This window comes from Craterilacuibacter sp. RT1T, assembly GCF_023502145.1.
In the GTDB taxonomy this organism is placed as follows: domain Bacteria; phylum Pseudomonadota; class Gammaproteobacteria; order Burkholderiales; family Chromobacteriaceae; genus Craterilacuibacter.
This window is the reverse complement of sequence record NZ_JAMFLI010000003.1, coordinates 169,746-189,571: the sequence shown is the minus strand read 5'-3', so window position 1 is coordinate 189,571 and position 19,826 is coordinate 169,746. Positions and strand designations below refer to the sequence as shown.

The following is a 19,826-nucleotide window of genomic DNA, read 5'->3' as shown; positions in this document are numbered from 1 at the left end:
TAACGCCATAAACACCAACCGAAAGCAGGCCATGGCTGAAGATATTTACGGCCGTATCCGTACGGCAGCATTCGAACTACTGGCAGAAGGCACCTGGCCGACCGTAGTCGAGGTCAGGGCCAGACTAGGCAGCGGCTCGAACACCACCATCAACAACACGCTCAAACTGTGGCGCCAAGAGTTCCTCGCAAAAATGGCTACCTCGGCGCGGCGACCGGATTTACCTGCGGCACTATCGGAAGCGTTTGAAGTTGTCTGGCAACAAGCTTGCGAACACGCTGAAAATGCACTGGACAGCATGCGCGCCGAAATCGTGGCCGAGCGCGTCCAGCTACAGGCACAACTACAAACCGCGCAGCAACTGGCGGAAGACAGGCTGGCTTTACTGACCGAGCAAGCACAGGCACGCGAGCGCAGTGAAAATCAACTGGCAGAAACGGTTTTGGCCTTGCAAGCCGAAACACTAGCCAAACAACAGCAAGAAGATCTACATAAACAGTTCGCAGAAAAACTGACTCACGCCGAAGCACAAATTATTGCGACCGAAGCCCTGATGGCCGCCAAATTACTGGAGGCAGAAGAAGAAACCAAACAGCAGCTACAAGAAGTCCGGGCCGAAGCCGAAAAACGCGAAACGCTGGCTTATGAACGCCTCGAAGGCTTGCGTATCAGGCTGTACGAGCAAATAGAAGAAGAGCGCAAACAAATGCTGCAAGAACGGCAGCGGCAGGAAAGCGAAACCCAGCAGGCACGGCAGGAAACCACAAGAATAGAAGCCCTGTGGCAAGAGCGCCTGGCTGGGCGCGAACGTGAGATAGGCCATATAAAGGCCAAACTTGAAGGACTCGCCGAGCGCCGCGATGAACTTGAAGGCGCTTTACTGGCAGAAAAAGAACAGGGCAGGGCGGCAGCCGAAAAGTTGCTACAACTATCCGGCGATTTGGCCCTGGCCCATGGTGCCGTCGCGGCTCAAGAAGAGCGCACCATAGCGCGCCTGGCGATGCTCGTCACCACGCAAGGCGACGCACTGAGTCAATTAACCGAGGCTGAACGCTACGAGTATTTACACAAGGCACTGATCGGCTGATTGCCTATTTAATTAAATAGCGGCGTCAACCAAGTGGCCAATTGCTCGAGTGCGGCGCGGTCAATCTCGTCATATTCACCCAGCCGGCTCGAGTCAATATCCAGAACCGCCTTCACGGTGCCTTGGCCATCAAAGACCGGCACCACCACTTCGGATCTGGCCAGCGAAGAACATGCAATATGCCCGGGAAAAGCATCCACATCCTGCACCAGCAAGGTACGGCCTTGCTGCCAGGCAGCACCGCATACGCCCTTGCCGAAGTCAATGCGCGTACAAGCCAGCGGCCCCTGAAATGGCCCAAGCACCAGCTGCTGACCCTTGACCAGATAAAAACCGACCCAAAGCCAATCAAAACAAGCATTTAAAGCCGCAGCCACATTGGCAAGCGAGGCAATCTGATCCTGCTCGGAGGCAATCAAAGCCTGCAACTGTGGCAATAATTCCGCATAACGTTGTGCTTTATCATCACTGGACACCGCAACTTGATATGACATTTTCTCACCCAGGCACATTTATAAAACGACTAGCCTAACCGGAACATGCAAAAAAGAACACCCGCCACGCGGGCGGGTGCTCATTCAATCGCGGAGATATCCGGTATTACATCATGTGCTGGCCGCCATTGATGGCGAAATCGGCTCCGGTAATAAAAGCGGCCGCATCGGAAGCGAGATAGGCGACCAGACTGGCAATTTCTTCAGGCTTACCCAGGCGACCCACCGGAATTTGCGCAATGATCTTGCTACGCACCTCCTCGGGCACCGCCATCACCATATCGGTACCGATATAACCCGGCGAAATCGTATTCACCGTAACCCCTTTACGCGCAACCTCTTGCGCTAGCGCCATGGTAAAACCATGCATACCCGCCTTGGCCGAGCAATAGTTGGTTTGACCAAACTGGCCTTTCTGACCGTTAATGGACGAAATACTGATAATACGCCCCCAACCGCGCTCCATCATGCCATCCACTGTAGGCTTGGCCGTATTGAACACCGAGTCCAGATTGGTACGCAGCACAGCATCCCAATCCTGCTTGCTCATTTTGCGGAACGAAGCATCACGGGTAATACCGGCATTATTGACAACTACATCAATTGCACCGATTTCAGCAGTAATCGCAGCCACCAAATCTTGGCATGCATCAAAATCAGTGACGTCGCACTGGAAGGCGTGAAAGTCGTAACCGCTGTTTTTCATATCGGCAAGCCAGGCACTTTCCTTGCCGGGCTTGCTATAGGTTGTTACAACGGTATGTCCCGCATCAGCCAGAGCACGGCAAATCGCCGAACCGATACCGCCCATACCGCCAGTAACAAGTGCAATACGCTTGCTCATGATTGTCTCCTTTATTTGGTTTTATCAAAATACATGCATTGCATTACTGCAGCATGCTGAAAAGAGGCGACCAAAACAAGGATGCCGAGCATTCGCTCAAAAAAGTGTTGCACAAGTGGCATCATGCCGAACTTAAGGGCGGGGAATAGTGTGCTTGTGCTTTAGCCGAGACGTGCACTTTATTTTACATAATGTACACTTTCACTATTAAGCATTGGGCTATTTCCTGTCTTTGCAGGTAGGGCACTCACCGTCCCCATCATCACCAGACCGGCCACGCCCAGCACGCCGATCTGCTTTCTGAAATCCTCCCAGAAGTCCTTTCGCTCTGTCGTTTTTTCGCGCTCCATGTTAGCTGCCGCGATGACTTCTAACGGGTCGATTCCTAGTTCCCTTGCGACCATGATGCACATGAAATCATCCATGATGCGCTCACCCTTCCTGTACGCGCTTATTGACTGTCTTGATATTTTTAGCTTTTCCGCCTTCTTCGCATCACTGATTTCGCCCATTTTCAGCAGGGCTTCTTCCAAGTAGTCGCGTGCATTTTTCATAGACCTCCCTTGCATGTCATCACATGCTGACATATCATTTGCATTGTCAGCACTTGCTGACACTTTCTTGCCTCCCATTTTAGCAGGAGTCTGTCATGTCTAGCCTCATTGTCTTGTCTAAACCTCGCCGCAGCTGGAACTCGGGTTTGTATTTTCACAAATACGGTTTTTGTTCTTATTTCAATTACGGCAAGCCTGCTGTGCGTTATTACAAACACCTTCCATTTTGAGCGCACAGATCATGTCCAGTTTGCTGTCTGTATTCCGCTTTTTTCACATTCTGATTGTGTTGTCTTTTGCAACGCTAATTTCTCCATTTTGCATTTTCTACAAGTTTTTTAAACGTCTCATCACTCTGGAAAGATAAACATGAAAGTCATCCTTGCTGGCGTCGCGCACCGTAAAGGTATTTCCAAAAAAAATGGCAATCCGTTCGACATGAAACAGGCTGTGATTTTGCAACAAATCGAAAATGCCGCTTCGGCTAATTACTGCTGCCAGGCATTCGGCCTTGAAGGTGTCACATTGCCGGTTCTGGATGATGTGGATTTGACTCAATTTAGTGGCATTCGTTTTCCTGTGACCTGTGACTTGGAACTAACCACGCAATTTCGTGGTTCTACAACCATTTCCAAAGTGGTTGGTTTCTCTAACATCAAGCCACTGGTCGCCTGATAGCCATGACCTGCTTTGTTGACTTCATTCGAATCAAACAACGCCATGCCGGTGTTTTCGATGCTGAAACGCTCGAAATGAAACCCGCATTACCGTTGGTTGATTCGGGTTTGGTCGGCAAATGGGGTAGGGATGCTGAGACTGGCAACTTAAACGAAGACCCTGAATGGGGCACTGCTTCGAAGCTGCACATTCGCGGTTCGTTTGATTCGCTGGTGATTGTTCGCTGTGATGGTTACACCGTTGAGTTGGAAGGCAACGTAGGGCGTTTGGATCGCCCTGACAACGTGTTTAATCTGGATTGGGAAGGCACGCTCGCCAAGTGCAACGAGATTTTGGCCGGTTTCGACTTGCCACCATTCACACCAGGCGAAAAAGATTTAAACCTGAACCCGTCAGAATACGATTACAAGCATGGTAATTGCGGTTACTGGACTGGTGCGTCGGTGTCCGAGATTCACTTAACCCGCAACTATCACACCGGCAGCATGGCTAACGCTCAGTGCGCGATTGATTGGCTATCTACCCAGTCACTCAAAAATATCAAGCGCGGCAAGGGCGGGCCCACCTCCGTGGTATGGGGCTCTAAAAAAGGTCGTAAGCTGATTACCGCTTACCTGAAAGCCCCTGAAATGCTTGCCCCCGGTCATAAGCATGGCCGAAAAACTGAAACCATAAAAAACGATCCCGTTTATCAATACTGTACTCAATCCGGCTTATTACGCCTTGAACTTAAGGCACAGCGTCTAATGTTGCGTGACAAAGACTTACGTTTTATCGGGGATATCACCATGGGCAAACTGATACAGCTTTTCGACAGCGAAATTGACCCGCTGCTAAACCGCACAAGGGAAGACATTACCCGTTTAGACCTCGATGCGATTCCATCACCTTTTTGCATGACCGCTGCTGCATTTTTGCGAGGTGAGAACGTAAAAACTTTATTGTCGAATGGTTCGTTTTACCGCCATGCAAAAAAGCTGCGTGAATACGGTATTGATATTGCCGAGCCGCTGGCCTCGCTGCAAAAGTTCACCAGTGTGATCAAGGTGGTTGAGCTGACCGCAGCTATTCAGCCGCCGCGTTGGTACTGGAATCATCAACAGCAACTGTCCACGGTTCAGGCCGCAAATGATTACAGCACGACTTTTGCCGCGATTGATGCTTATGAACCTCAACTCATGATGGCTAATTAACTATGAATGCCTCTGCTCCTATCGTCGAAGGTGCGGTCTTTCTGGCCTTTGATTTGCCTTTGTTTATGGCCTATAGCTTCGCCGCGTTTTTTACCGGCTTTTGGATGCGTAAGACCATGCGCAAATTCGCTTATTTGGCCGGTGGTACGTATTACGACGGATGACACCCCTAAGCGTATAGCGCTGCTGCGCTGTGCGCTTAGGGGTGGCCTTCCACCATTTTGTTTTCATTTTATTTAGGAGTTGCAAATGTCTTTGCTTAAAAAACACGGTAAAAAACTCGTCGTAGCTATTGTGCCTGCTGTTGTTGCTGCGCCTTCGTTTGCTGCCTCGGCTATTGAGTGGGGGACTGTTGCTACCGGCGCAACTGCGGAAGCGACTGCTGCGATGACGGCCGGTATTGGTCTGTTTGCGCTGTTTTTGGGTGTATCTGCTGGCATCAAGATGATCCGCAAGTTTGTAGGCTAATTACCCGAAAGGTCTTGCCATGTCTTTCTACCTCGTACAGGGGACGCTAGGGGATGGCAAGACCAGTTATGCCACCACCCGCGCCTATGAGTATTTACGCAAAGGCCGTCGCGTTGCCGCTAACTTCCCGTTAGATTTCACAGAGTTCTCCCGCGTTAATCCTGATGTTTCCGTAACCGTATTGCCCGATGTGCCGACGTCCGAGCACTTTTACGCGCTCGGCAGAGGAGGGGACAGTGAACACGTTGCCGGCCTGCTGATTCTTGACGAGGGCGTGTTTCTGTTCAATGCGCGTTCATGGAACGACAAAGACCGGCAGAAGGTCATCGAATGGCTGGCTTTGTCCCGTAAGTTGGGCTGGGACGTCATGATTTTGATTCAGCATGTTCAAGCCCTGGATAAACAGATTCGCCTGCTGTTCGGTCAGTACCTGGTTGTTTGCCGCAAGGTCGAATCCCTCAAGTTTTTTGGTTTCCTGCGCCTTAAGGGGCTGCATATGGCAGTTCAACGCCTGGGAACGGATGCCCATTCACCTGTTTGTGATCGCACGTTCTATAAGCCGGCCACCATCGGCAAGGCATACGATACCAAAAAGCTCTTTGCTAATGATGGCGCGTCTGGCATGTACTCGACATTGACCCGTCGGCTTGCCGTCCTGCGCTACCAAACCCCCAAGCCCCCACGCTTTCAAATTCGCGATTTGCTACTGCCTTTCAAGCTGGTCTTGGTTGTGGTTTTTATGCTTTTGCGTGTTGATATACCTAAACCACGGCGAGTTACAAAATGTTTAAACTAATAATTGCGGCTTTTCTTTGCATTTCTTCGCCTGCGTTTGCCGGTGCCGCTTTAAACTTGAATCATGGCTATGACTATAAAGGTGGATTACTTAATCCAAGCAAAGCAAACCCAGTTACAGGCATGACCGCCACCACCTCAGCTAATGATCCTCACATTCGAGTATCCAGGCAGTCTGGTGTAATGATTAAAACATCTACGGGAACGATTGCAGCTAACGCTAAAGATTTATTGAATATTTCAAAATTCCCTATTCAGCATGGCATTAAATCTTTGATTAAAGGTGGTGTCATTGCTGTTGGTGCTGGTCTGCTTGCTGATTATTTAAAGCAACTAGGCTATGAAGCGATGGCGGCTTCTAATGATTATATGGTTGCTAAAAATCATGACCTTTGGAGTCATAATACTTCATGTACAGGTTTAAGATCTGCTCAAATGGTTTCATGCCTTGAATCTAGGAAATATGCCGGTCCCAATTCATCCAATTATCGTTATAGCTCTATTTTATATCACGGCACAATAAATCCCGTTACTGCTACTATTACGTTTATTTATTTTGATTCTTATTATGGTATAGATAAAACCGGCACTGTTAAGTTAAATCAGATTGGTTCAGTTGTTGAAAAAAACCCACCAACTGATTTAGATTTAGATGCTGCTTCTAGTGGTTTTGTAGATAATCACCCGCTTGATGCTGTTAAACGCGTTCCAGAAGTTGAAACCCAGCCGGGCAGCACAACAGAGATTGATCCGCAATCTACGCCAAAAGAAGTTGTCAGAGAGTCCATAAAAACAAACCCTGATGGCTCTACGGTGAAGGAAGTTGACAAGTCTCAAAACACGGTTGAAATGCCAAAAGTTGAGACTAAACCAGGTATGAAACCGAACGTCACAGAAACTACGACAACGGAAACGACGACTACCGATAAAGATGGGAATTCTTCGACGAGTACGGAAACGACAACAAAGCCAGGTGAGGGGACAAATCCTAATCCAAACCCACAGCCTGAGCCTGAGCCTGAGCCTTACCCAGATGACTATGCCAGGGACGATACAGTAAAAGATATTGCGGATCAGTTGAAGCCTGGTGATGCAATTTCTTTGGATGCATTAGCACCTGATCCAGCTTTACTGGATAAGCTCAAAGAGTCGTTACCGACTGAAACTCAGTTTGCTTCACCGATTGGTCGTATTATTGATGGAATTGGTTTGCCTGTTTCTGGCGGGCAATGTTCGTTACAGCGAACAATTACCATCTTTGGCAAGGCTATTACGTTGGATTTGATGCCAGCTTCTTTGTGTGCACCATATCAGGCTATTGTTACTTGGCTTTTTTGGGGTCTGGTCGTGCTTTATGGCTGGAATAGGGTTAAAAACTTTACCGGCGCGAGGTCGCAGTAATGCCATTAATTTTAGGAGCGTTTGCCGCTTGGCTGATTGAGCTTGTCAAAAAAGTATTCTTTGACAAGCCGTTAGCCATGATGATTGCTATTTTTTGGGCTGGCTTGGTTTTGGCCTATGTTGTTGCCATGCAATTTATCTTGTCTGCTTTATCAGTCAAGATGCCAAGCTTTTTGTCCGATGTTTTTCAGGTGCTGATGCCGGTTGATTTTGGCGCTCAGGTTGCAGTGATTGCGGCGATTGAAACAACCGCCATGTTTTATCACACCCTAATGGGCGCAACCGATGTTTTTGCCAAGTCGTAATATTTAACGCGTAAATTACAGGTAATAATCATGGAAGTTTTACAGGCTGATACAGTAACCGTCACGCAGATTTGTTTTTTCATGCTTGCGGGTTTTCTGGGGTTTATGGCCGGATGATAGATTGTCCTTCACCTGGTCATGACTTTGTTTTGGTTGAAGTCGTGATTGCTTCAGACTCAAGGGGGCGGGCGCGTCCGGCCTGTCGCTTTGAGTCTCCACAGCATTTGCCGCATTTGGTTTTTTTGCCTTCCCCTGGGGAGTCTCGCCCCGTCCTGAATGTCTTGCCATCGGGTTTTGTTGTTCGGTTTGATCCTACTTTGGTTGATTTGCCTGTTCCTGTGTCCATTTACCGTGATTTATCCAGGTAAACGGACAGCTACGCACCAGAGTAATTTTCCCAGGTGAAGTGACCCGAGCAAATCGACCGAGGCCCACGCCTCAGTCGCGCCACCCTTCATCCATTGCAGACTGCTTTTTCTTCACACATTCGCCCGTAGCACGCAAGACCCCGCCGGAGGCGTGCCCGTAGGGGCCCGCCACCCGCGTTTTGTGCGGGGGGAAGGGGTACGGGGGCTAGGCTCGCGTTTTTGCGAGCCGTAGCAGGTCGCTGTAACCATGGCTGCGCATTGACGGTTTTGTATTTGCATTTGCTTTTGGGGTTTGTTCTTCGTTTGGGTTGATGGGTGTTGTTCGGGGGTTGGCTGTTGTGAGGGTAGGGGGTTGTTGTTCGGGTGGTTTGGTTTTGGGGTTGCTGTTGGGGTTGCTGTTGGGGTTGCTGTTGGGGTTGCTGTTGGGGTTGCTGTTGGGGTTGCTGTTGGGGTTGCTGTTGGGGTCGGTTTTGCAGTTGGGTTTGGGGTTGGGTGTAGACGGGTGTCTGGTAATACCCGTCTTTTTTCCCACGGTGGGAAAAAACGGCTCTGAAAGAGACGCTCATGCACACGACGAAGAGCCCTGCAAAGTGCGTGAACCAACTACTGAATTTGCCCTTACTTCCGAGCGGGTTTATGCTTGCAGCAACCAACATTGTCCTGTCTAAAATGTCTGTCATTAATGATTTTTTCGTTGGCTTTGGCTTGATGTCGCTGTGCCTGTTCGCCGCTTACCTGTTTCGGCTGGTGGTTAGACGTTTTCGCCGTCCATCTCGGAGCAAGACTTTTGCACGCGTGAGATACACGCCTTCTAGCTCGAACTCACCCAAGCGCGACCCATACAACCACCTTTTGACCATCTTTTCTGGCGATTCCGGCAAAGCCAAGCGGGCAGTTAGCCATGAACGCTCACTGAATCCGTTTATCTCGCGTGCGGTAGCTGCAAGAAAGGCCATTAATCGCCTTCCTATGCATCAGCGCTTACCACTGAAAGCACCCTCGGCGCCATTGGCCCATCGCACCACGCCCAGCTATAAGCGATTGCTTGGTGCCGTCATGGGGGATCATGCAACTGCGGATCGTCTGATTGCTTACGAGATGGCGCAAGATAGGCGCATGTCGCCGGCCGCTGCTACCGTGGGCGCTTTAGACCGGCTTTACATGGACCGTCGGTCTAGGCTCTAAAAATTCGGTTCAACATAAGCCCGAACTTCGCTTCTCGCTGGCATTGTTCGCGGTAGAAGTTGCGTTCGATGATGATCTGTTCGATGGTTTCAGCTTGCGCCTGGGCAAGTGCTTGTAGTCGCCAGTATTCAGGCAAGCTGGCCAGATCATCAAAGCGGATGCGGTGACGGAAAGCATGGTGTCGTAGATAGTCGCCGTCATCGTCCAGCCGCAGGCCAGAAAATAGCCCCCAGCCGCTCGGTGCGGTTTTTTGCCCCCACAGCACCAGAAAAGCAAAAGCGGAGCGTGGCACAGCCTCTATGCCGCGCTGCCATGCTTCAAATTGGGATTTTGTGACGCCAAGCATTTTGATAGCTTTGTCTGGATGCGGACAAAACAAAACGACCCTGATTAGTTCGTCAGGGTCGTGGTCGAATTCGGCACGGGGTAGTTGTGATCGTTTCATTCATGCTAGATCATGCAGTTTTTACATGGTTTCCGCATACAGACGCGAAGGGCGCGCACCCATCGTGCCCATAATTTTACATAATGTACATTATACGAAATGAAAAAACCCATTATAAGCCCGGGCTCATTCCAACTAGCCCGGGCTTATTAGCCATCAATCACGGAATTCGGCTTGCTGCTTGGTCATGCTGGCCATCACTGCTTTCTGGATGTCTTCCGACATCAACATACCCGCATTCCAGGTCGCAATGTATTGCAGGCCATCGGCCACGCTATGGTCCCGGCTGTAGTTGATCACATGCTTGCTGCCGCGCACGGCAACCGGGCTTTTGCTTGCGATTGCACCTGCAACACTCAATGCACCATCAATAACAGAAGCGGCATCGTCAAATAGCTGATTGACCAGTTGCCACGCCTGGGCTTGATCCGCTTTAACATCGCAGCCCGTGAGTGCCATTTCCCGGCATACCCCCTGACCAACCACATGATGCAAACGCTGCAAAGTCCCCACATCGGCCACCATGCCCATATCGACTTCACGCACGCTAAAAACAGCATCCCGGCTGGCGTAACGGAAATCAGCAGCCAGGGCAATATCCAGCCCGCCACCCACGCAAGCCCCATGAATGGCGGCAATCACCGGTTTGCTGCAATTCTCCAGGCTGGATACGCAAGCTTGCAGTTCCAGAATCAATTTGCGCAGCTTTTCGCGCTTGCGCGTATCGCACTTATCGGCAACGGCAGCCTGCACGCCCATTAGCATGGTCAGATCGATACCGGAACAGAAATGCTTACCTTCTCCGGACAATACGGCTGCACGCACCTCGGGATTTTCATCGCACCACTCAAAAGCCGCTTTCAACTCGCGCCACATTTCTTCATTCAAGGCATTAGCCTTATCTGCACGATTGAATCTGACATGGGCAACGTGATCAGTGACGGTTAAGGTCAGGGTATTGAAATTCATCTCGGGCTCTCCTTATTTATTATTGCGGTGGGGTTTGCTGACGCTTTTGGGGCACCCAAGCCCAGATCATTTCGCAACGCACGGGTTCTTCACCCGATTCATCCGTCACGCGTACGCTGACGGTAAGCTCCCCCTTTTCCTGCTCGTGCATGTCGCGTATCTGTGCGGCAGACAGGGTTGCCTCGGCACGCATTCCGCCTTGCGCACGCTTCAAGTAGTCGACATGCATGGACTTGAGCAGCATCAGCTTATTGTCCGGCATATTCATGCCGACAACAAAACCAGTCGCGGTTTCGGCCAGTAGCGCCATCGCCGCTGCATGCACGCCCTTGATATGGTTTTGTACCTTGCGCTGGTTGCGCAGGGAAACAACCATTTTCTGAGGTGATACCTCATCAAAGCGCAGTCCGGACGTGGCCAAAAAAGGGACCACACGGCCAAAAATCCGGCTCAAAACCATGCTGCGCATGCCCGTGGGCAGGCATAAAGTCTTGTCCGCAATACGGCTCATCCTGTTTTTTTTATACGTCATGTCATTTACCCGCCTTCTCGTGTGAACTCGGCCATATTGATGCCCAGCATGGCTCTAATCTGGTTTTTGACTGTCACCAGTATGTTTTCGTCTATGCGTGCCAGCTGCAAGGCGCCTTGTAATGTTGAAAACAGGACGGCTCCGATAGCTTCTGGCTCGCCGGTATAAGCCATGGTGGCTTCTGCCCTGCCCTTCAAGGCAATGGCCACGGCCCAGCTTCGCATCTCGTCAATAAAAGCGGATGCTTCTGCCTGCATGACTTCGGGCAGGCGCGGAAATTCGGTAGACAGGACGCCACTTGGACAGATTTGCCTGTCTTTGGCGAAATAGGTTTCACTCAGCTCAAAATAACGTTCCAGCTGTTCTTGCCCACCCAATCGCTGCTGGGAATCGGTGAAGCGGGCAAAACGCCGGCGGTAACGCTGTATCAGCGCCACCCCCAAATCGGTTTTATGCGGAAAATGGTAGTGGATGGCGGCATTGCGCACCCCCAGCACCTTGCTTATTTGCTGATAACTGAAGCCATGGTAGCCATGGCTTAACAGCAAAGCCTCGGCTAAATCGAGGATTTTCTTGCGGGTTTCCCCTTTGGCGGCAGATTCCATTTTCATGCGCCTGACTCTACTTACCGGTCAGTAAGCTGTCAATGCCCATGTCTTACCCGGTATTAAGTAGCACGCATATCGTTTATGATATGCCCTACTCTTTTGGGCGCTTCAGCATTCACATGAAACTAAAATTCAGCAAAATGCACGGCCTAGGCAATGATTTCATGGTGATAGACGGCGTCCGCCAGACGGTCAGCCTCTCACCGGAACAGATACGCGAACTAGGTGACCGCCATTTCGGCATCGGCTTTGACCAGTTGCTATTGGTCGAGCCCGCCCGCAAGCCGGAAAACGATTTTTGCTACCGCATCTACAACAACGATGGCAGCGAAGTTCAACAATGCGGCAATGGCGCACGCTGCTTCGTCAAATTTGTCATCGAACAGCAGTTGACAACTAAACGGGCTATCCGCGTGGAAACCGCTCGTGGCGTGATCGTCCCGGAAATGGATCTGACAGGACGCATCGTCGTCAATATGGGCATACCCAGTTTCACCCCGCAAGAAATTCCTTTTCTTGCCGATAGCGCCGAGTTGGCCTACCCCATCATGCTGTCCGGCAAACCGTACCAGATAGCGGCCCTGTCCATGGGTAACCCACATGCGGTATTACGGGTTGAGGATCTGACAACAACCGCGGTTGCGACGCTGGGACCGGAACTTGAGTCTCACCCAAGCTTTCCCGAGCGCGTGAATGCCGGTTTTATGCAAGTCATCCAGCGCAATGAAATCGCCTTGCGTGTATATGAGCGAGGTGCTGGCGAAACGCTCGCCTGCGGTACCGGCGCTTGTGCCGCTGTTGTTGCCGGCATCCGTCAAGGCTGGCTGGACAATGAAGTATTGGTACATGCGCGCGGAGGGGACCTGACGATACGCTGGCAAGGGGAAGGTCATGCGGTCATGATGAGCGGACCTGCCGTTACGGTCTTTACTGGTGAGATTGAGACCGGAAAGGCAAGCTGATGCATAGCGAGGAGGTACTGGATTTTCTGCGGAACAATCCGGATTTTATCCGGGAGAAAGCCGAATACTTTGGCTGGCTGCATCCCAAAGACCAGATCATCATCCCCTTTGCCGAGCAGCAGATACGCCAGCTGCAGTCACAAAATGCTGGTATCAAGCAACAACTGGCACAATGGCAGCAGCAGGCAAGGGAAAATGAAGTATTGCTTGGCCGTATACATCAGCTGACGCTGAGCCTGCTGCCAAGGCATTCAAGCAGTGCCTGCATTCAGGCGGCGCTTGAATGTTTTGAACAGCAGTTTGGCCTGAACCGGGTGCTGATACGTTTATGGGGCAGCAAACAATGGCCCCCCGAATGTCTGGCTTCGCCTGCATTACAGCAACAGGCACACAAACTGCAGGCGCCTAGCTGTGGCCACTACGCAAGCGAAGAACTTGTGGCCTGCTTTTCGCCCGAGCCTGTGCTGCAATCTTTTGCCAGACTAGCCCTGCGTAGTCCCGACGGGAAGGCCTTCGGCCTATTAGTGATCGCAAGCGATGACGCTGACCGCTTTAGCCCCGAACTAGATACGCACTACCTGTCACAGATAGGTGCCATCCTATCGCATGCCTTATGGCACAGCATGAGTACATGCTAGTCATGACGGCAAACATCGGCCTTGCGTTGATGCTACTACTGTATCTGTTACATGGCGTTTGGCTGATCTGTCGCAGCCGCAGTGCCACCGGCATGGCAGCGCTGCTAGCGGCCTACTTTATCGCCGCCATTCTGGTCAAACTGACCCTGCCCTCTCTCAAGCTTTGGGCGCTTTACCTGCCGCTCATGCACTTTTATGCCGTGATCGGCATCGCCTCGGCTTTATGGGCACTTAGCAGTTCCCGCTGGACATGCCATCGCCGGCACAATCCGGCAGAAGGCTATAAGCTTGAGGCTTATTACCATGCTCATCTGGCCGTGCATAGCGGCATAATCCTGGCATCATTAAAAAACCCCGAGATCCTTGCCGCCTATTTATTGCTCCCCAGTCTGATGGTGCTGCTGATCTATGCGGCTTACCGCGTACTTCTGGCAGAGGCCAAGCATAGCGGGCAGACTCATTGGTCTATTTTTGTACTGCTTGCCATCACCAGCCCTATCCTGCTCAATCTGGCGCATCAGCTGCTGGTTCCGCTTAGCTATATGCTTGGGCGGCCTTAGTCTTCATCTTCTGGGCACCAGATCGGCTTGCGCTTTTCAATAAAAGCCTGCACGCCCTCCAATTGTTCCGCACTGCCTATCAGCTGAAGAAATGCAGACCGTTCCGCCAGCAACTGAGCCGTCAGCGTCACGTCGCTGGCGTTGTCAATCAGCTGTCGTGCTGCAGCGACGGCACCCGCACCTTGCCCCCCCACTTTTTCCGCCAGACTAACCGCCACAATTTTGGCAAAACCGGGGTCAACAATCTCTTCCAGCAGGCCGATATCAAAGCCTTTGCGGGCATCCACGGTCTCGCCACCCAAGACAATGCGTTTAGCCCAGGCCTTGCCGATTTTGTCCGCCAGCATTTTGGTGCCGCCGGCACACGGGATCAGCCCCACCCGCGCCTCGGGCAAACCCATCAAAGCACCTTGCTCGGCCACCATATAGTCACAGCACAATGCAAGTTCCAGCCCGCCGCCCAATGCATAGCCATTGATGGCTGCAACGGTCACGCCGTCAAAATTGCGGATAGCCGCAAATGAGCGGTCAAAGGCATCAATGACTTGTGCAGCCTTTTCTTTGTCACCCGAGGTAAACATATTGAGATCAGCCCCCGAGCAAAAGAAGCGCTCGCCCGCACCGGTCACCACCAACGCACGGATATGCTCATCATTCGACAAGCTTTTTACCGTAGCTTCCAGCTCAGCCAGAACATCCAGCCCCAGTGTATTGGCAGGGCCATTGTCAATGGTCACAATGGCAGACTGCCCCAGTTTTTCTACTACGATGAATTTCATTTTCACTCCTTTAATCTTGTTCTGCATAAATAGCTCTAGACACAAGACGCCATCTAAGCCACTTAAAATACAATCCTTGAGTTCTTTAAAACCAGATCGATAGCAAGCTGAACGCCCGTTCTCAGGCTTTCTTAGCTACGCGTACAATTCGACACTGGCATGGCACAGATAGATAACTCATGCTTTATAGACAAGCAGCAGCCGTATATCTAAGCAGAGCCTGTTAAAATCTGAATTTTTTACAGGCCACCATGCTGGAAACCAGTCTGTTTTCTCTTTTTGTTGCAGGTTTGCTCGGCGGGGGTCATTGCCTGGGCATGTGTGGCGGCATAGTGGCAGCCTTGTCACCACAACACGCCAAGCATCACGCCAACAGCTTACTGCTCGTCGGCTACAACACCGGCCGCATCGCCAGCTATGTACTGATCGGAGCATTAGCCGGCGGCATCAGCGGTTTTGCCCTGTCCGGCGGACATCTGGCACAGGTACAGCAGCTACTTTATATTGCGGCCAATCTGATTCTGATCCTGATGGGCTTGTATCTGGCTGGGCTGTCCAGTTTATTGACCCGGATAGAGGCGATAGGTCGCCCGCTCTGGCACCGCTTGCAACCGCTGTCACGGCGCCTGTTACCGATCAGGACACTGCCACAAGCACTGGCTGTCGGTGCGCTCTGGGGCTGGCTGCCCTGCGGCCTCGTATATAGCGCCAGCCTGTCGGCACTGGCTAGCGCAAGTGCCGCTCATGGCGCGCTGCTGATGCTGGCCTTTGCCTTGGGCACCCTGCCCAACTTGCTGCTGATGGGCGTGTTTACCACACGGCTGAAACAGCTACTGCAGCAGCGCTATGTCAGGCTGAGCGCCGGCTTGCTGGTTGCACTGACCGGCATCATCCCCTTATTGCGGCTGGCGCTTATTTAAGCGCTGCCACAATAGCCGAAACATTATGGCGGAACAGTGCAAGATAGCTGTCCGCCGGCCCACCCGAGGGCGACAAGGCATCCGAATACAGCTTGCCACCCACCTTGACACCCGCTTCACGCGAAAGCTGATCCATCAGGCGCTGGCTGGCCATATTTTCGGCAAATACGGCCCGTATATTTTCCTGCTTGACCTGACGCACAAGTCGGGCGACCGATTTGGCCGAAGCTTCGGCATCGGTACTCACCCCTTGCGGAGCCAAAAAGCTGATCTGGTAACGCGCGCCGAGATAAGCAAAGGCATTGTGCGAGCTCAATACCTTGCGCTGCGCCTGTGGTATGGCGGCAAACTGCCGGGCCGCCCATGTATCCATCGCCTTGACCTTGGCCGAATAAGCCGCCGCACGCTGGCGATAGACATCGCGCCCAGCAGGGTCGGCCTTAATTAAACCAGCCTCGATATTATGGATGTAGTTTTGTACCCGTGCCGGATCATGCCAGGCATGGGGGTCAACAGCGCCATGACTATGTCCATGGCCGTGATCATCACTCGCCACTTTAAGAGCGGAAACACCGGAGGCTGCCGCCACGACGACACCCTTGAAGTTGGCGGCGCGTGTCAGGCGCTCCATCCAGCCCTCGTAGCCCAAACCGTTGACCACAAAAACCTTGGCCTCACCGACCCGCTTGACGTCGGCCGGCTTAGGCTGAAATACATGCGCATCCTGATCCGGCCCGACCAGCGACACCACCTCGACCCGGTCGCCGCCAATTTCACGCGTGATATCGGCAACAATGCTGAAGCTGGCAACCACCGGCATCTTGGCCCAGGCCGATAAAGGCAGCACGGCCATCAGCAGCATGACAAATTTTTTCATGTTTTACTCTTCAAAATGCCGGGCACGGATATAGCGCGGCAGGGCGCCGCCTTGCGAACCGACCAATAAGGAAACCAGATAGAACAGACCGGCCAGCAGGATGATGGAAGGGCCGGATGGCAACTCCACATGGTAAGACAACAGCAGCCCGCCAAAACCGGACAGCATGGCCACGCTCACCGACCAAAGCAGCATGCCGCCTACACTTTGCGCCCACAAACGCGCGGTAATCGCCGGCAGCATCATCAGCCCCACCGCCATCAAGGTGCCCAGCGCCTGAAAACCGGCAACCAGATTCAGCACCACCAGCAGCAAAAACAACTGGTGCCACCATTGCCCGCCACCGCGTACGGCTGACAAAAACACCGGATCCAGACACTCCAGCAACAGCGGACGCCAGATAATCGCCAGCATGGTCAGGGTGACGGAGGCCACGCCGGCCACCAGCAGCAAGGCCATATCATCCACCGCCAGCACCGAACCGAACAGGATGTGCATCAGGTCGACATTGCTGCCGCTCACGGAAACCAGCAAGACACCGGCAGCCAGCGACAACAGGTAAAACGCGGCAAAGCTCGCATCTTCCTTAACCGAGGTGTAGCGCGTTGCCAGCCCCGCCAAGATAGCAACCAGCACCCCGGCAACAAAGCCGCCCAAGCTCATCGCAGGCAAGGACAGACCGGCCAGCATAAAGCCGATGGCGGCCCCGGGCAGCACGGCATGGCTCATGGCGTCGCCCATCAGACTCATACGCCGCATAACCAGCAGCAGGCCGATCGGGGCCGAGCCTAACGCCAGCGCGATACAGGCCACCAGCGCACGGCGCATAAAGCTGAACTCGACAAAAGGCGCAAAGGCAAAATCATAGATAGTCTGCCAGATCATGCGGCCTCCTCGTCGGTTTGGCATACCGGCGCCTTGTCGTGCCAGCTGGCGGTGCGATCGACTGCACGGCGCAAATTGGCGTCGGTCAAGACTGTGTCGGTCTCCCCCCAGGCAATCACTTCACGCCCCATCAGCAAGGTATAAGGGAAATAGGCACGCACCTGTTCATAGTCGTGCAACACGGCAATCACCGTTCTGCCCTCCTCTTTCCATTGCCGTACCAGTTCCAGCAGGTCGAATGTCGTCTTGGCATCCACCGCGTTAAAGGGCTCGTCCAGCAGAATCAGTCGTGCGTCCTGCACCAGGATGCGAGCAAACAAAACGCGCTGAAATTGCCCGCTGGACAAGGCGCTGATAGGACGATCGGCAAAACCGGAGAGCCCCACCTGCTCGAGCGCATGGGCCACCCGTGCCAGCGCAGGCCGCCCCATGCGGCCAAAAGCGCCGGACTCATGCCATAGACCGGTCGCCACCAGATCGGTCACCGACACCGGCAAGGAGCGGTCTATTTCCGACTGTTGCGGCAAATAGGCGAGGTCTCGCACCGCAAGACCGAACAATTCCACCGCGCCCGCATCCGGTTTAAGCGCACCCATCATCGCCTTGAGCAAGGTGCTTTTCCCCGCGCCATTCGGCCCGAAAATCGCCGTCGCGTCTCCCAGTACAAATTCGCCCGATGCGTGGTGTACGGCGGGATGGCGCTGATAGGAAACCGTCAGGTTTTTGAGGGCTATTTTCATGCATTCGCCCCCAGCGCCCACGCCACCAGTGTCCACAAGATAATCAGCAGGACGGCCACGCCCAGCAAACGATCGAGTGCCGACATCGTGATCAGACTCAGGCGCGGACGGCGCGGTTTTTCGTGCGTATGCGCATGCATCAGAGCGGCTCCAGACAGGCATTGAGCGCCGACTCAAGCGCGGCGGCATCGATTTCGGGCGCAATCACTTCAAAGCGGCTGTCACGCCGCCAGGCAACTTGCGCCGCCCCCCACTGCCCTTCACTCCAGTTCAGCCACACCCAGCTCCCCAGCACGCGAAACACCCCTTTGGCCCGCACCAGGCCGGGCACCCGCTGCGGCAGATCATCGAACAGGCGGGTCAGACGCTCGCCGTCGAAGTCGCGCTCAGGAGGAAAGGTCCAGCCCTGCGACTGCCAACCACTATCGGCGCCTTTGGCCAGGGCCGGACGATAACGCGGCTTGGCTGCCGGCATCAGGCCCAGCCAAGCCGGATCCGCCGCGCCTTGTGCGACTTCAGCCACCAGCATTTTGGCCGGGAACAATGCCGCCGCCTTGTCGCGAAATGCGTCCAGCGTTGCGCTGTCGCACAAATCCAGCTTGGTCGCCAGCAAGACATCGGCAATGGCAACCTGATCGCGATAAAGCGGCTGCAAGGCGTAATCGGGGTTCACAAACTGGCGCGGATCGACCAGCGTCAGCACCGCGCCGACCTCCAGCGCATCGCCCAGGGGCTTGGCGCGCAACTCGTCGATTACGCTGGCGGCGTGGGCAAGGCCACTGGCTTCGATAATCAGCCGGTCAGGGCGTTCGCGCCGTAGCAAGGTGGCAACGGTCACGGTCATTTGCGGCCCAGCCACACAACACAGGCAGCCGCCGGCGATTTCGGCCACCGGCACCTCGCCATCGGAGAGCACGGCACCATCGATACCGATCTCGCCGAATTCGTTGACAATAATGGCCCAGCGCTCGTGTGCCGGCTTATGCGCGATCAGATGGCGCAATACGGTGGTTTTGCCGACACCGAGAAAGCCGCTGAGCAGATTGACTAGAGTTTTTTTCATGAATGGCAATGCTTGCAACTGCCGGTCAGCACCAGACTTTGTGCACGCGGCACAAAACCGGCACGGGCCGTTGTTTGGGAAAGAGACTGGAAAGTCGCGTCGGCATCGAGTTCTTCGACCCCGCCACACTGCTCGCAGGCCAGAATCAGCGCTTGATGGCTGCACTCGAAATGGTGACAGACAATATAGCCATTCAAGGCATCGACACGATGCAGCATGCCGTACTGAGCCAGATAGTCCAGCGCACGATAGACGGTAGGGGGCGCGGCCGCACCGCGGTCGCGCTGTAAATCGGCCAGCACCTGATAGGCCTTGACCACGCCGGGGTAGCCCAGCACCAGCTCCAGCACCTGGCGTCTGAGCTCGGTCAGCTTGCCGCCATTAGCGGCGCAAAGCCGCTCTGCCGCTTGCAAATAATGTTGCGTATCCATCGCACGCCATCCCCGGCCATTTTCAAGACCGCGGATGTTACTGTA

27 protein-coding genes are annotated in these 19,826 nt (G+C 53.3%); 13 read left to right on the top strand and 14 right to left on the bottom strand.

Annotated features, from left to right (window positions below; translation table 11 throughout):
- Positions 1 to 31: 31 nt before the first annotated feature.
- Positions 32 to 1,087, top strand: coding sequence for a DNA-binding protein (locus tag M3P88_RS07240; protein ID WP_249615368.1), 1,056 nt, complete (start codon positions 32 to 34; stop codon positions 1,085 to 1,087).
- A gap of 8 nt (positions 1,088 to 1,095) precedes the next feature.
- Here the strand turns inward: M3P88_RS07240 and msrC are convergent, their stop codons facing one another.
- The 3 genes from msrC to M3P88_RS07225 form a co-directional block, all read right to left on the bottom strand.
- Entirely contained in the window at positions 1,096 to 1,581 is a 486-nt protein-coding gene (gene msrC / locus M3P88_RS07235) for a free L-methionine (R)-S-oxide reductase MsrC (protein ID WP_249615367.1), read from the bottom strand.
- Positions 1,582 to 1,687: 106 nt separating this feature from the next.
- A complete protein-coding gene (gene phbB, locus M3P88_RS07230; protein WP_249615366.1) occupies positions 1,688 to 2,425 on the bottom strand; it encodes an acetoacetyl-CoA reductase in 738 nt (245 codons plus the stop codon).
- A 179-nt stretch (positions 2,426 to 2,604) separates the two neighbouring features.
- Positions 2,605 to 2,979 carry a hypothetical protein gene (locus M3P88_RS07225; RefSeq protein WP_249615365.1) on the bottom strand — a complete coding sequence of 125 codons (375 nt, stop codon included), beginning with the start codon at positions 2,977 to 2,979 and terminating at the stop codon, positions 2,605 to 2,607.
- A gap of 369 nt (positions 2,980 to 3,348) precedes the next feature.
- On the opposite strand from M3P88_RS07225, the gene M3P88_RS07220 reads away from it, so the two are divergent.
- The 8 genes from M3P88_RS07220 to M3P88_RS07185 all read left to right on the top strand — a co-directional run bounded on the left by M3P88_RS07220 (position 3,349) and on the right by M3P88_RS07185 (position 9,372).
- The gene (locus M3P88_RS07220) at positions 3,349 to 3,654 is read left to right on the top strand and encodes a CTX-RstB family phage integration protein (protein WP_249615364.1); all 306 of its coding nucleotides are present in this window, start codon (positions 3,349 to 3,351) and stop codon (positions 3,652 to 3,654) included.
- A gap of 5 nt (positions 3,655 to 3,659) precedes the next feature.
- Positions 3,660 to 4,850, top strand: a complete 1,191-nt coding sequence (locus M3P88_RS07215) for a phage/plasmid replication domain-containing protein (RefSeq protein WP_249615363.1) — start codon at positions 3,660 to 3,662, stop codon at positions 4,848 to 4,850.
- Between the two features lie 2 nt (positions 4,851 to 4,852).
- A complete protein-coding gene (locus M3P88_RS07210) occupies positions 4,853 to 5,014 on the top strand; it encodes a hypothetical protein (RefSeq protein WP_249615362.1) in 162 nt (53 codons plus the stop codon).
- 85 nt (positions 5,015 to 5,099) lie between these two features.
- Positions 5,100 to 5,318: a hypothetical protein gene (locus M3P88_RS07205; protein WP_249615361.1), complete on the top strand. Its 219-nt coding sequence runs from the start codon at positions 5,100 to 5,102 to the stop codon at positions 5,316 to 5,318.
- A 19-nt stretch (positions 5,319 to 5,337) separates the two neighbouring features.
- Positions 5,338 to 6,114, top strand: a complete 777-nt coding sequence (locus M3P88_RS07200; RefSeq protein WP_249615360.1) for a zonular occludens toxin domain-containing protein — start codon at positions 5,338 to 5,340, stop codon at positions 6,112 to 6,114.
- On the top strand, positions 6,102 to 7,514 hold the full coding sequence (locus M3P88_RS07195; protein WP_249615359.1) for a hypothetical protein: 1,413 nt from the start codon (positions 6,102 to 6,104) through the stop codon (positions 7,512 to 7,514). Before M3P88_RS07200 ends, M3P88_RS07195 begins: the two co-directional genes overlap by 13 nt.
- Complete coding sequence (locus M3P88_RS07190; RefSeq protein ID WP_249615358.1) at positions 7,514 to 7,819, top strand: hypothetical protein; 306 nt, start codon at positions 7,514 to 7,516, stop codon at positions 7,817 to 7,819. Before M3P88_RS07195 ends, M3P88_RS07190 begins: the two co-directional genes overlap by 1 nt.
- Positions 7,820 to 8,781: 962 nt before the next feature.
- Entirely contained in the window at positions 8,782 to 9,372 is a 591-nt protein-coding gene (locus M3P88_RS07185; RefSeq protein ID WP_249615357.1) for a hypothetical protein, read from the top strand.
- Here M3P88_RS07185 and M3P88_RS07180 read toward each other — a convergent pair.
- The 4 genes from M3P88_RS07180 to M3P88_RS07165 form a co-directional block, all read right to left on the bottom strand.
- Entirely contained in the window at positions 9,362 to 9,817 is a 456-nt protein-coding gene (locus M3P88_RS07180) for a hypothetical protein (protein WP_249615356.1), read from the bottom strand. The genes M3P88_RS07185 and M3P88_RS07180 overlap by 11 nt on opposite strands.
- A gap of 156 nt (positions 9,818 to 9,973) precedes the next feature.
- The gene (locus M3P88_RS07175; protein WP_249615355.1) at positions 9,974 to 10,786 is read right to left on the bottom strand and encodes a crotonase/enoyl-CoA hydratase family protein; all 813 of its coding nucleotides are present in this window, start codon (positions 10,784 to 10,786) and stop codon (positions 9,974 to 9,976) included.
- A gap of 19 nt (positions 10,787 to 10,805) precedes the next feature.
- Positions 10,806 to 11,246 (bottom strand): DUF4442 domain-containing protein, encoded by a 441-nt coding sequence (locus M3P88_RS07170; protein ID WP_249615524.1) that lies wholly within the window; start codon positions 11,244 to 11,246, stop codon positions 10,806 to 10,808.
- 77 nt (positions 11,247 to 11,323) lie between these two features.
- Positions 11,324 to 11,929: a TetR/AcrR family transcriptional regulator gene (locus M3P88_RS07165; protein WP_249615354.1), complete on the bottom strand. Its 606-nt coding sequence runs from the start codon at positions 11,927 to 11,929 to the stop codon at positions 11,324 to 11,326.
- 116 nt (positions 11,930 to 12,045) lie between these two features.
- On the opposite strand from M3P88_RS07165, the gene dapF reads away from it, so the two are divergent.
- From dapF to M3P88_RS07150, 3 genes are read left to right on the top strand one after another with little or no spacing between them, the layout of a single operon-like run.
- Complete coding sequence (gene dapF, locus M3P88_RS07160; protein ID WP_249615353.1) at positions 12,046 to 12,888, top strand: diaminopimelate epimerase; 843 nt, start codon at positions 12,046 to 12,048, stop codon at positions 12,886 to 12,888.
- The gene (locus M3P88_RS07155; protein ID WP_249615352.1) at positions 12,888 to 13,526 is read left to right on the top strand and encodes a DUF484 family protein; all 639 of its coding nucleotides are present in this window, start codon (positions 12,888 to 12,890) and stop codon (positions 13,524 to 13,526) included. Before dapF ends, M3P88_RS07155 begins: the two co-directional genes overlap by 1 nt.
- Positions 13,520 to 14,086, top strand: a complete 567-nt coding sequence (locus M3P88_RS07150; protein ID WP_249615351.1) for a hypothetical protein — start codon at positions 13,520 to 13,522, stop codon at positions 14,084 to 14,086. Before M3P88_RS07155 ends, M3P88_RS07150 begins: the two co-directional genes overlap by 7 nt.
- On the opposite strand, the gene M3P88_RS07145 is transcribed toward M3P88_RS07150, so the two are convergent.
- Entirely contained in the window at positions 14,083 to 14,865 is a 783-nt protein-coding gene (locus tag M3P88_RS07145) for an enoyl-CoA hydratase (RefSeq protein WP_249615350.1), read from the bottom strand. The genes M3P88_RS07150 and M3P88_RS07145 overlap by 4 nt on opposite strands.
- 251 nt (positions 14,866 to 15,116) lie before the next feature.
- On the opposite strand from M3P88_RS07145, the gene M3P88_RS07140 reads away from it, so the two are divergent.
- Entirely contained in the window at positions 15,117 to 15,785 is a 669-nt protein-coding gene (locus M3P88_RS07140; RefSeq protein WP_249615349.1) for a sulfite exporter TauE/SafE family protein, read from the top strand.
- On the opposite strand, the gene M3P88_RS07135 is transcribed toward M3P88_RS07140, so the two are convergent.
- From M3P88_RS07135 to M3P88_RS07110, 6 genes are read right to left on the bottom strand one after another with little or no spacing between them, the layout of a single operon-like run.
- Complete coding sequence (locus tag M3P88_RS07135) at positions 15,778 to 16,662, bottom strand: metal ABC transporter substrate-binding protein (protein ID WP_249615348.1); 885 nt, start codon at positions 16,660 to 16,662, stop codon at positions 15,778 to 15,780. The genes M3P88_RS07140 and M3P88_RS07135 overlap by 8 nt on opposite strands.
- 3 nt (positions 16,663 to 16,665) lie before the next feature.
- A complete protein-coding gene (locus tag M3P88_RS07130) occupies positions 16,666 to 17,547 on the bottom strand; it encodes a metal ABC transporter permease (RefSeq protein WP_249615347.1) in 882 nt (293 codons plus the stop codon).
- A complete protein-coding gene (locus M3P88_RS07125) occupies positions 17,544 to 18,287 on the bottom strand; it encodes a metal ABC transporter ATP-binding protein (protein WP_249615346.1) in 744 nt (247 codons plus the stop codon). Before M3P88_RS07125 ends, M3P88_RS07130 begins: the two co-directional genes overlap by 4 nt.
- Positions 18,284 to 18,427 (bottom strand): hypothetical protein, encoded by a 144-nt coding sequence (locus M3P88_RS07120; RefSeq protein WP_249615343.1) that lies wholly within the window; start codon positions 18,425 to 18,427, stop codon positions 18,284 to 18,286. The genes M3P88_RS07125 and M3P88_RS07120 overlap by 4 nt, the downstream gene beginning before the upstream one ends.
- Positions 18,427 to 19,359, bottom strand: coding sequence for a CobW family GTP-binding protein (locus M3P88_RS07115; protein ID WP_249615342.1), 933 nt, complete (start codon positions 19,357 to 19,359; stop codon positions 18,427 to 18,429). Before M3P88_RS07115 ends, M3P88_RS07120 begins: the two co-directional genes overlap by 1 nt.
- The gene (locus tag M3P88_RS07110) at positions 19,347 to 19,781 is read right to left on the bottom strand and encodes a transcriptional repressor (protein WP_249615341.1); all 435 of its coding nucleotides are present in this window, start codon (positions 19,779 to 19,781) and stop codon (positions 19,347 to 19,349) included. Before M3P88_RS07110 ends, M3P88_RS07115 begins: the two co-directional genes overlap by 13 nt.
- Positions 19,782 to 19,826: the final 45 nt, after the last annotated feature.

Excerpts from the sequence above, each read along its gene's own strand:
- M3P88_RS07240 (WP_249615368.1), top strand. The coding sequence starts at position 32 with ATGGCTGAAGATATTTACGGCCGTATCCGTACGGCAGCATTCGAACTA.
- msrC (WP_249615367.1), bottom strand. The coding sequence starts at position 1,581 with ATGTCATATCAAGTTGCGGTGTCCAGTGATGATAAAGCACAACGTTAT.
- phbB (WP_249615366.1), bottom strand. The coding sequence starts at position 2,425 with ATGAGCAAGCGTATTGCACTTGTTACTGGCGGTATGGGCGGTATCGGT.
- M3P88_RS07225 (WP_249615365.1), bottom strand. The coding sequence starts at position 2,979 with ATGAAAAATGCACGCGACTACTTGGAAGAAGCCCTGCTGAAAATGGGC.
- M3P88_RS07220 (WP_249615364.1), top strand. The coding sequence starts at position 3,349 with ATGAAAGTCATCCTTGCTGGCGTCGCGCACCGTAAAGGTATTTCCAAA.
- M3P88_RS07215 (WP_249615363.1), top strand. The coding sequence starts at position 3,660 with ATGACCTGCTTTGTTGACTTCATTCGAATCAAACAACGCCATGCCGGT.
- M3P88_RS07210 (WP_249615362.1), top strand. The coding sequence starts at position 4,853 with ATGAATGCCTCTGCTCCTATCGTCGAAGGTGCGGTCTTTCTGGCCTTT.
- M3P88_RS07205 (WP_249615361.1), top strand. The coding sequence starts at position 5,100 with ATGTCTTTGCTTAAAAAACACGGTAAAAAACTCGTCGTAGCTATTGTG.
- M3P88_RS07200 (WP_249615360.1), top strand. The coding sequence starts at position 5,338 with ATGTCTTTCTACCTCGTACAGGGGACGCTAGGGGATGGCAAGACCAGT.
- M3P88_RS07195 (WP_249615359.1), top strand. The coding sequence starts at position 6,102 with ATGTTTAAACTAATAATTGCGGCTTTTCTTTGCATTTCTTCGCCTGCG.
- M3P88_RS07190 (WP_249615358.1), top strand. The coding sequence starts at position 7,514 with ATGCCATTAATTTTAGGAGCGTTTGCCGCTTGGCTGATTGAGCTTGTC.
- M3P88_RS07180 (WP_249615356.1), bottom strand. The coding sequence starts at position 9,817 with ATGAAACGATCACAACTACCCCGTGCCGAATTCGACCACGACCCTGAC.
- M3P88_RS07175 (WP_249615355.1), bottom strand. The coding sequence starts at position 10,786 with ATGAATTTCAATACCCTGACCTTAACCGTCACTGATCACGTTGCCCAT.
- M3P88_RS07170 (WP_249615524.1), bottom strand. The coding sequence starts at position 11,246 with ATGGTTTTGAGCCGGATTTTTGGCCGTGTGGTCCCTTTTTTGGCCACG.
- M3P88_RS07165 (WP_249615354.1), bottom strand. The coding sequence starts at position 11,929 with ATGAAAATGGAATCTGCCGCCAAAGGGGAAACCCGCAAGAAAATCCTC.
- dapF (WP_249615353.1), top strand. The coding sequence starts at position 12,046 with ATGAAACTAAAATTCAGCAAAATGCACGGCCTAGGCAATGATTTCATG.
- M3P88_RS07155 (WP_249615352.1), top strand. The coding sequence starts at position 12,888 with ATGCATAGCGAGGAGGTACTGGATTTTCTGCGGAACAATCCGGATTTT.
- M3P88_RS07150 (WP_249615351.1), top strand. The coding sequence starts at position 13,520 with ATGCTAGTCATGACGGCAAACATCGGCCTTGCGTTGATGCTACTACTG.
- M3P88_RS07145 (WP_249615350.1), bottom strand. The coding sequence starts at position 14,865 with ATGAAATTCATCGTAGTAGAAAAACTGGGGCAGTCTGCCATTGTGACC.
- M3P88_RS07140 (WP_249615349.1), top strand. The coding sequence starts at position 15,117 with ATGCTGGAAACCAGTCTGTTTTCTCTTTTTGTTGCAGGTTTGCTCGGC.
- M3P88_RS07135 (WP_249615348.1), bottom strand. The coding sequence starts at position 16,662 with ATGAAAAAATTTGTCATGCTGCTGATGGCCGTGCTGCCTTTATCGGCC.
- M3P88_RS07130 (WP_249615347.1), bottom strand. The coding sequence starts at position 17,547 with ATGATCTGGCAGACTATCTATGATTTTGCCTTTGCGCCTTTTGTCGAG.
- M3P88_RS07125 (WP_249615346.1), bottom strand. The coding sequence starts at position 18,287 with ATGAAAATAGCCCTCAAAAACCTGACGGTTTCCTATCAGCGCCATCCC.
- M3P88_RS07120 (WP_249615343.1), bottom strand. The coding sequence starts at position 18,427 with ATGCATGCGCATACGCACGAAAAACCGCGCCGTCCGCGCCTGAGTCTG.
- M3P88_RS07110 (WP_249615341.1), bottom strand. The coding sequence starts at position 19,781 with ATGGATACGCAACATTATTTGCAAGCGGCAGAGCGGCTTTGCGCCGCT.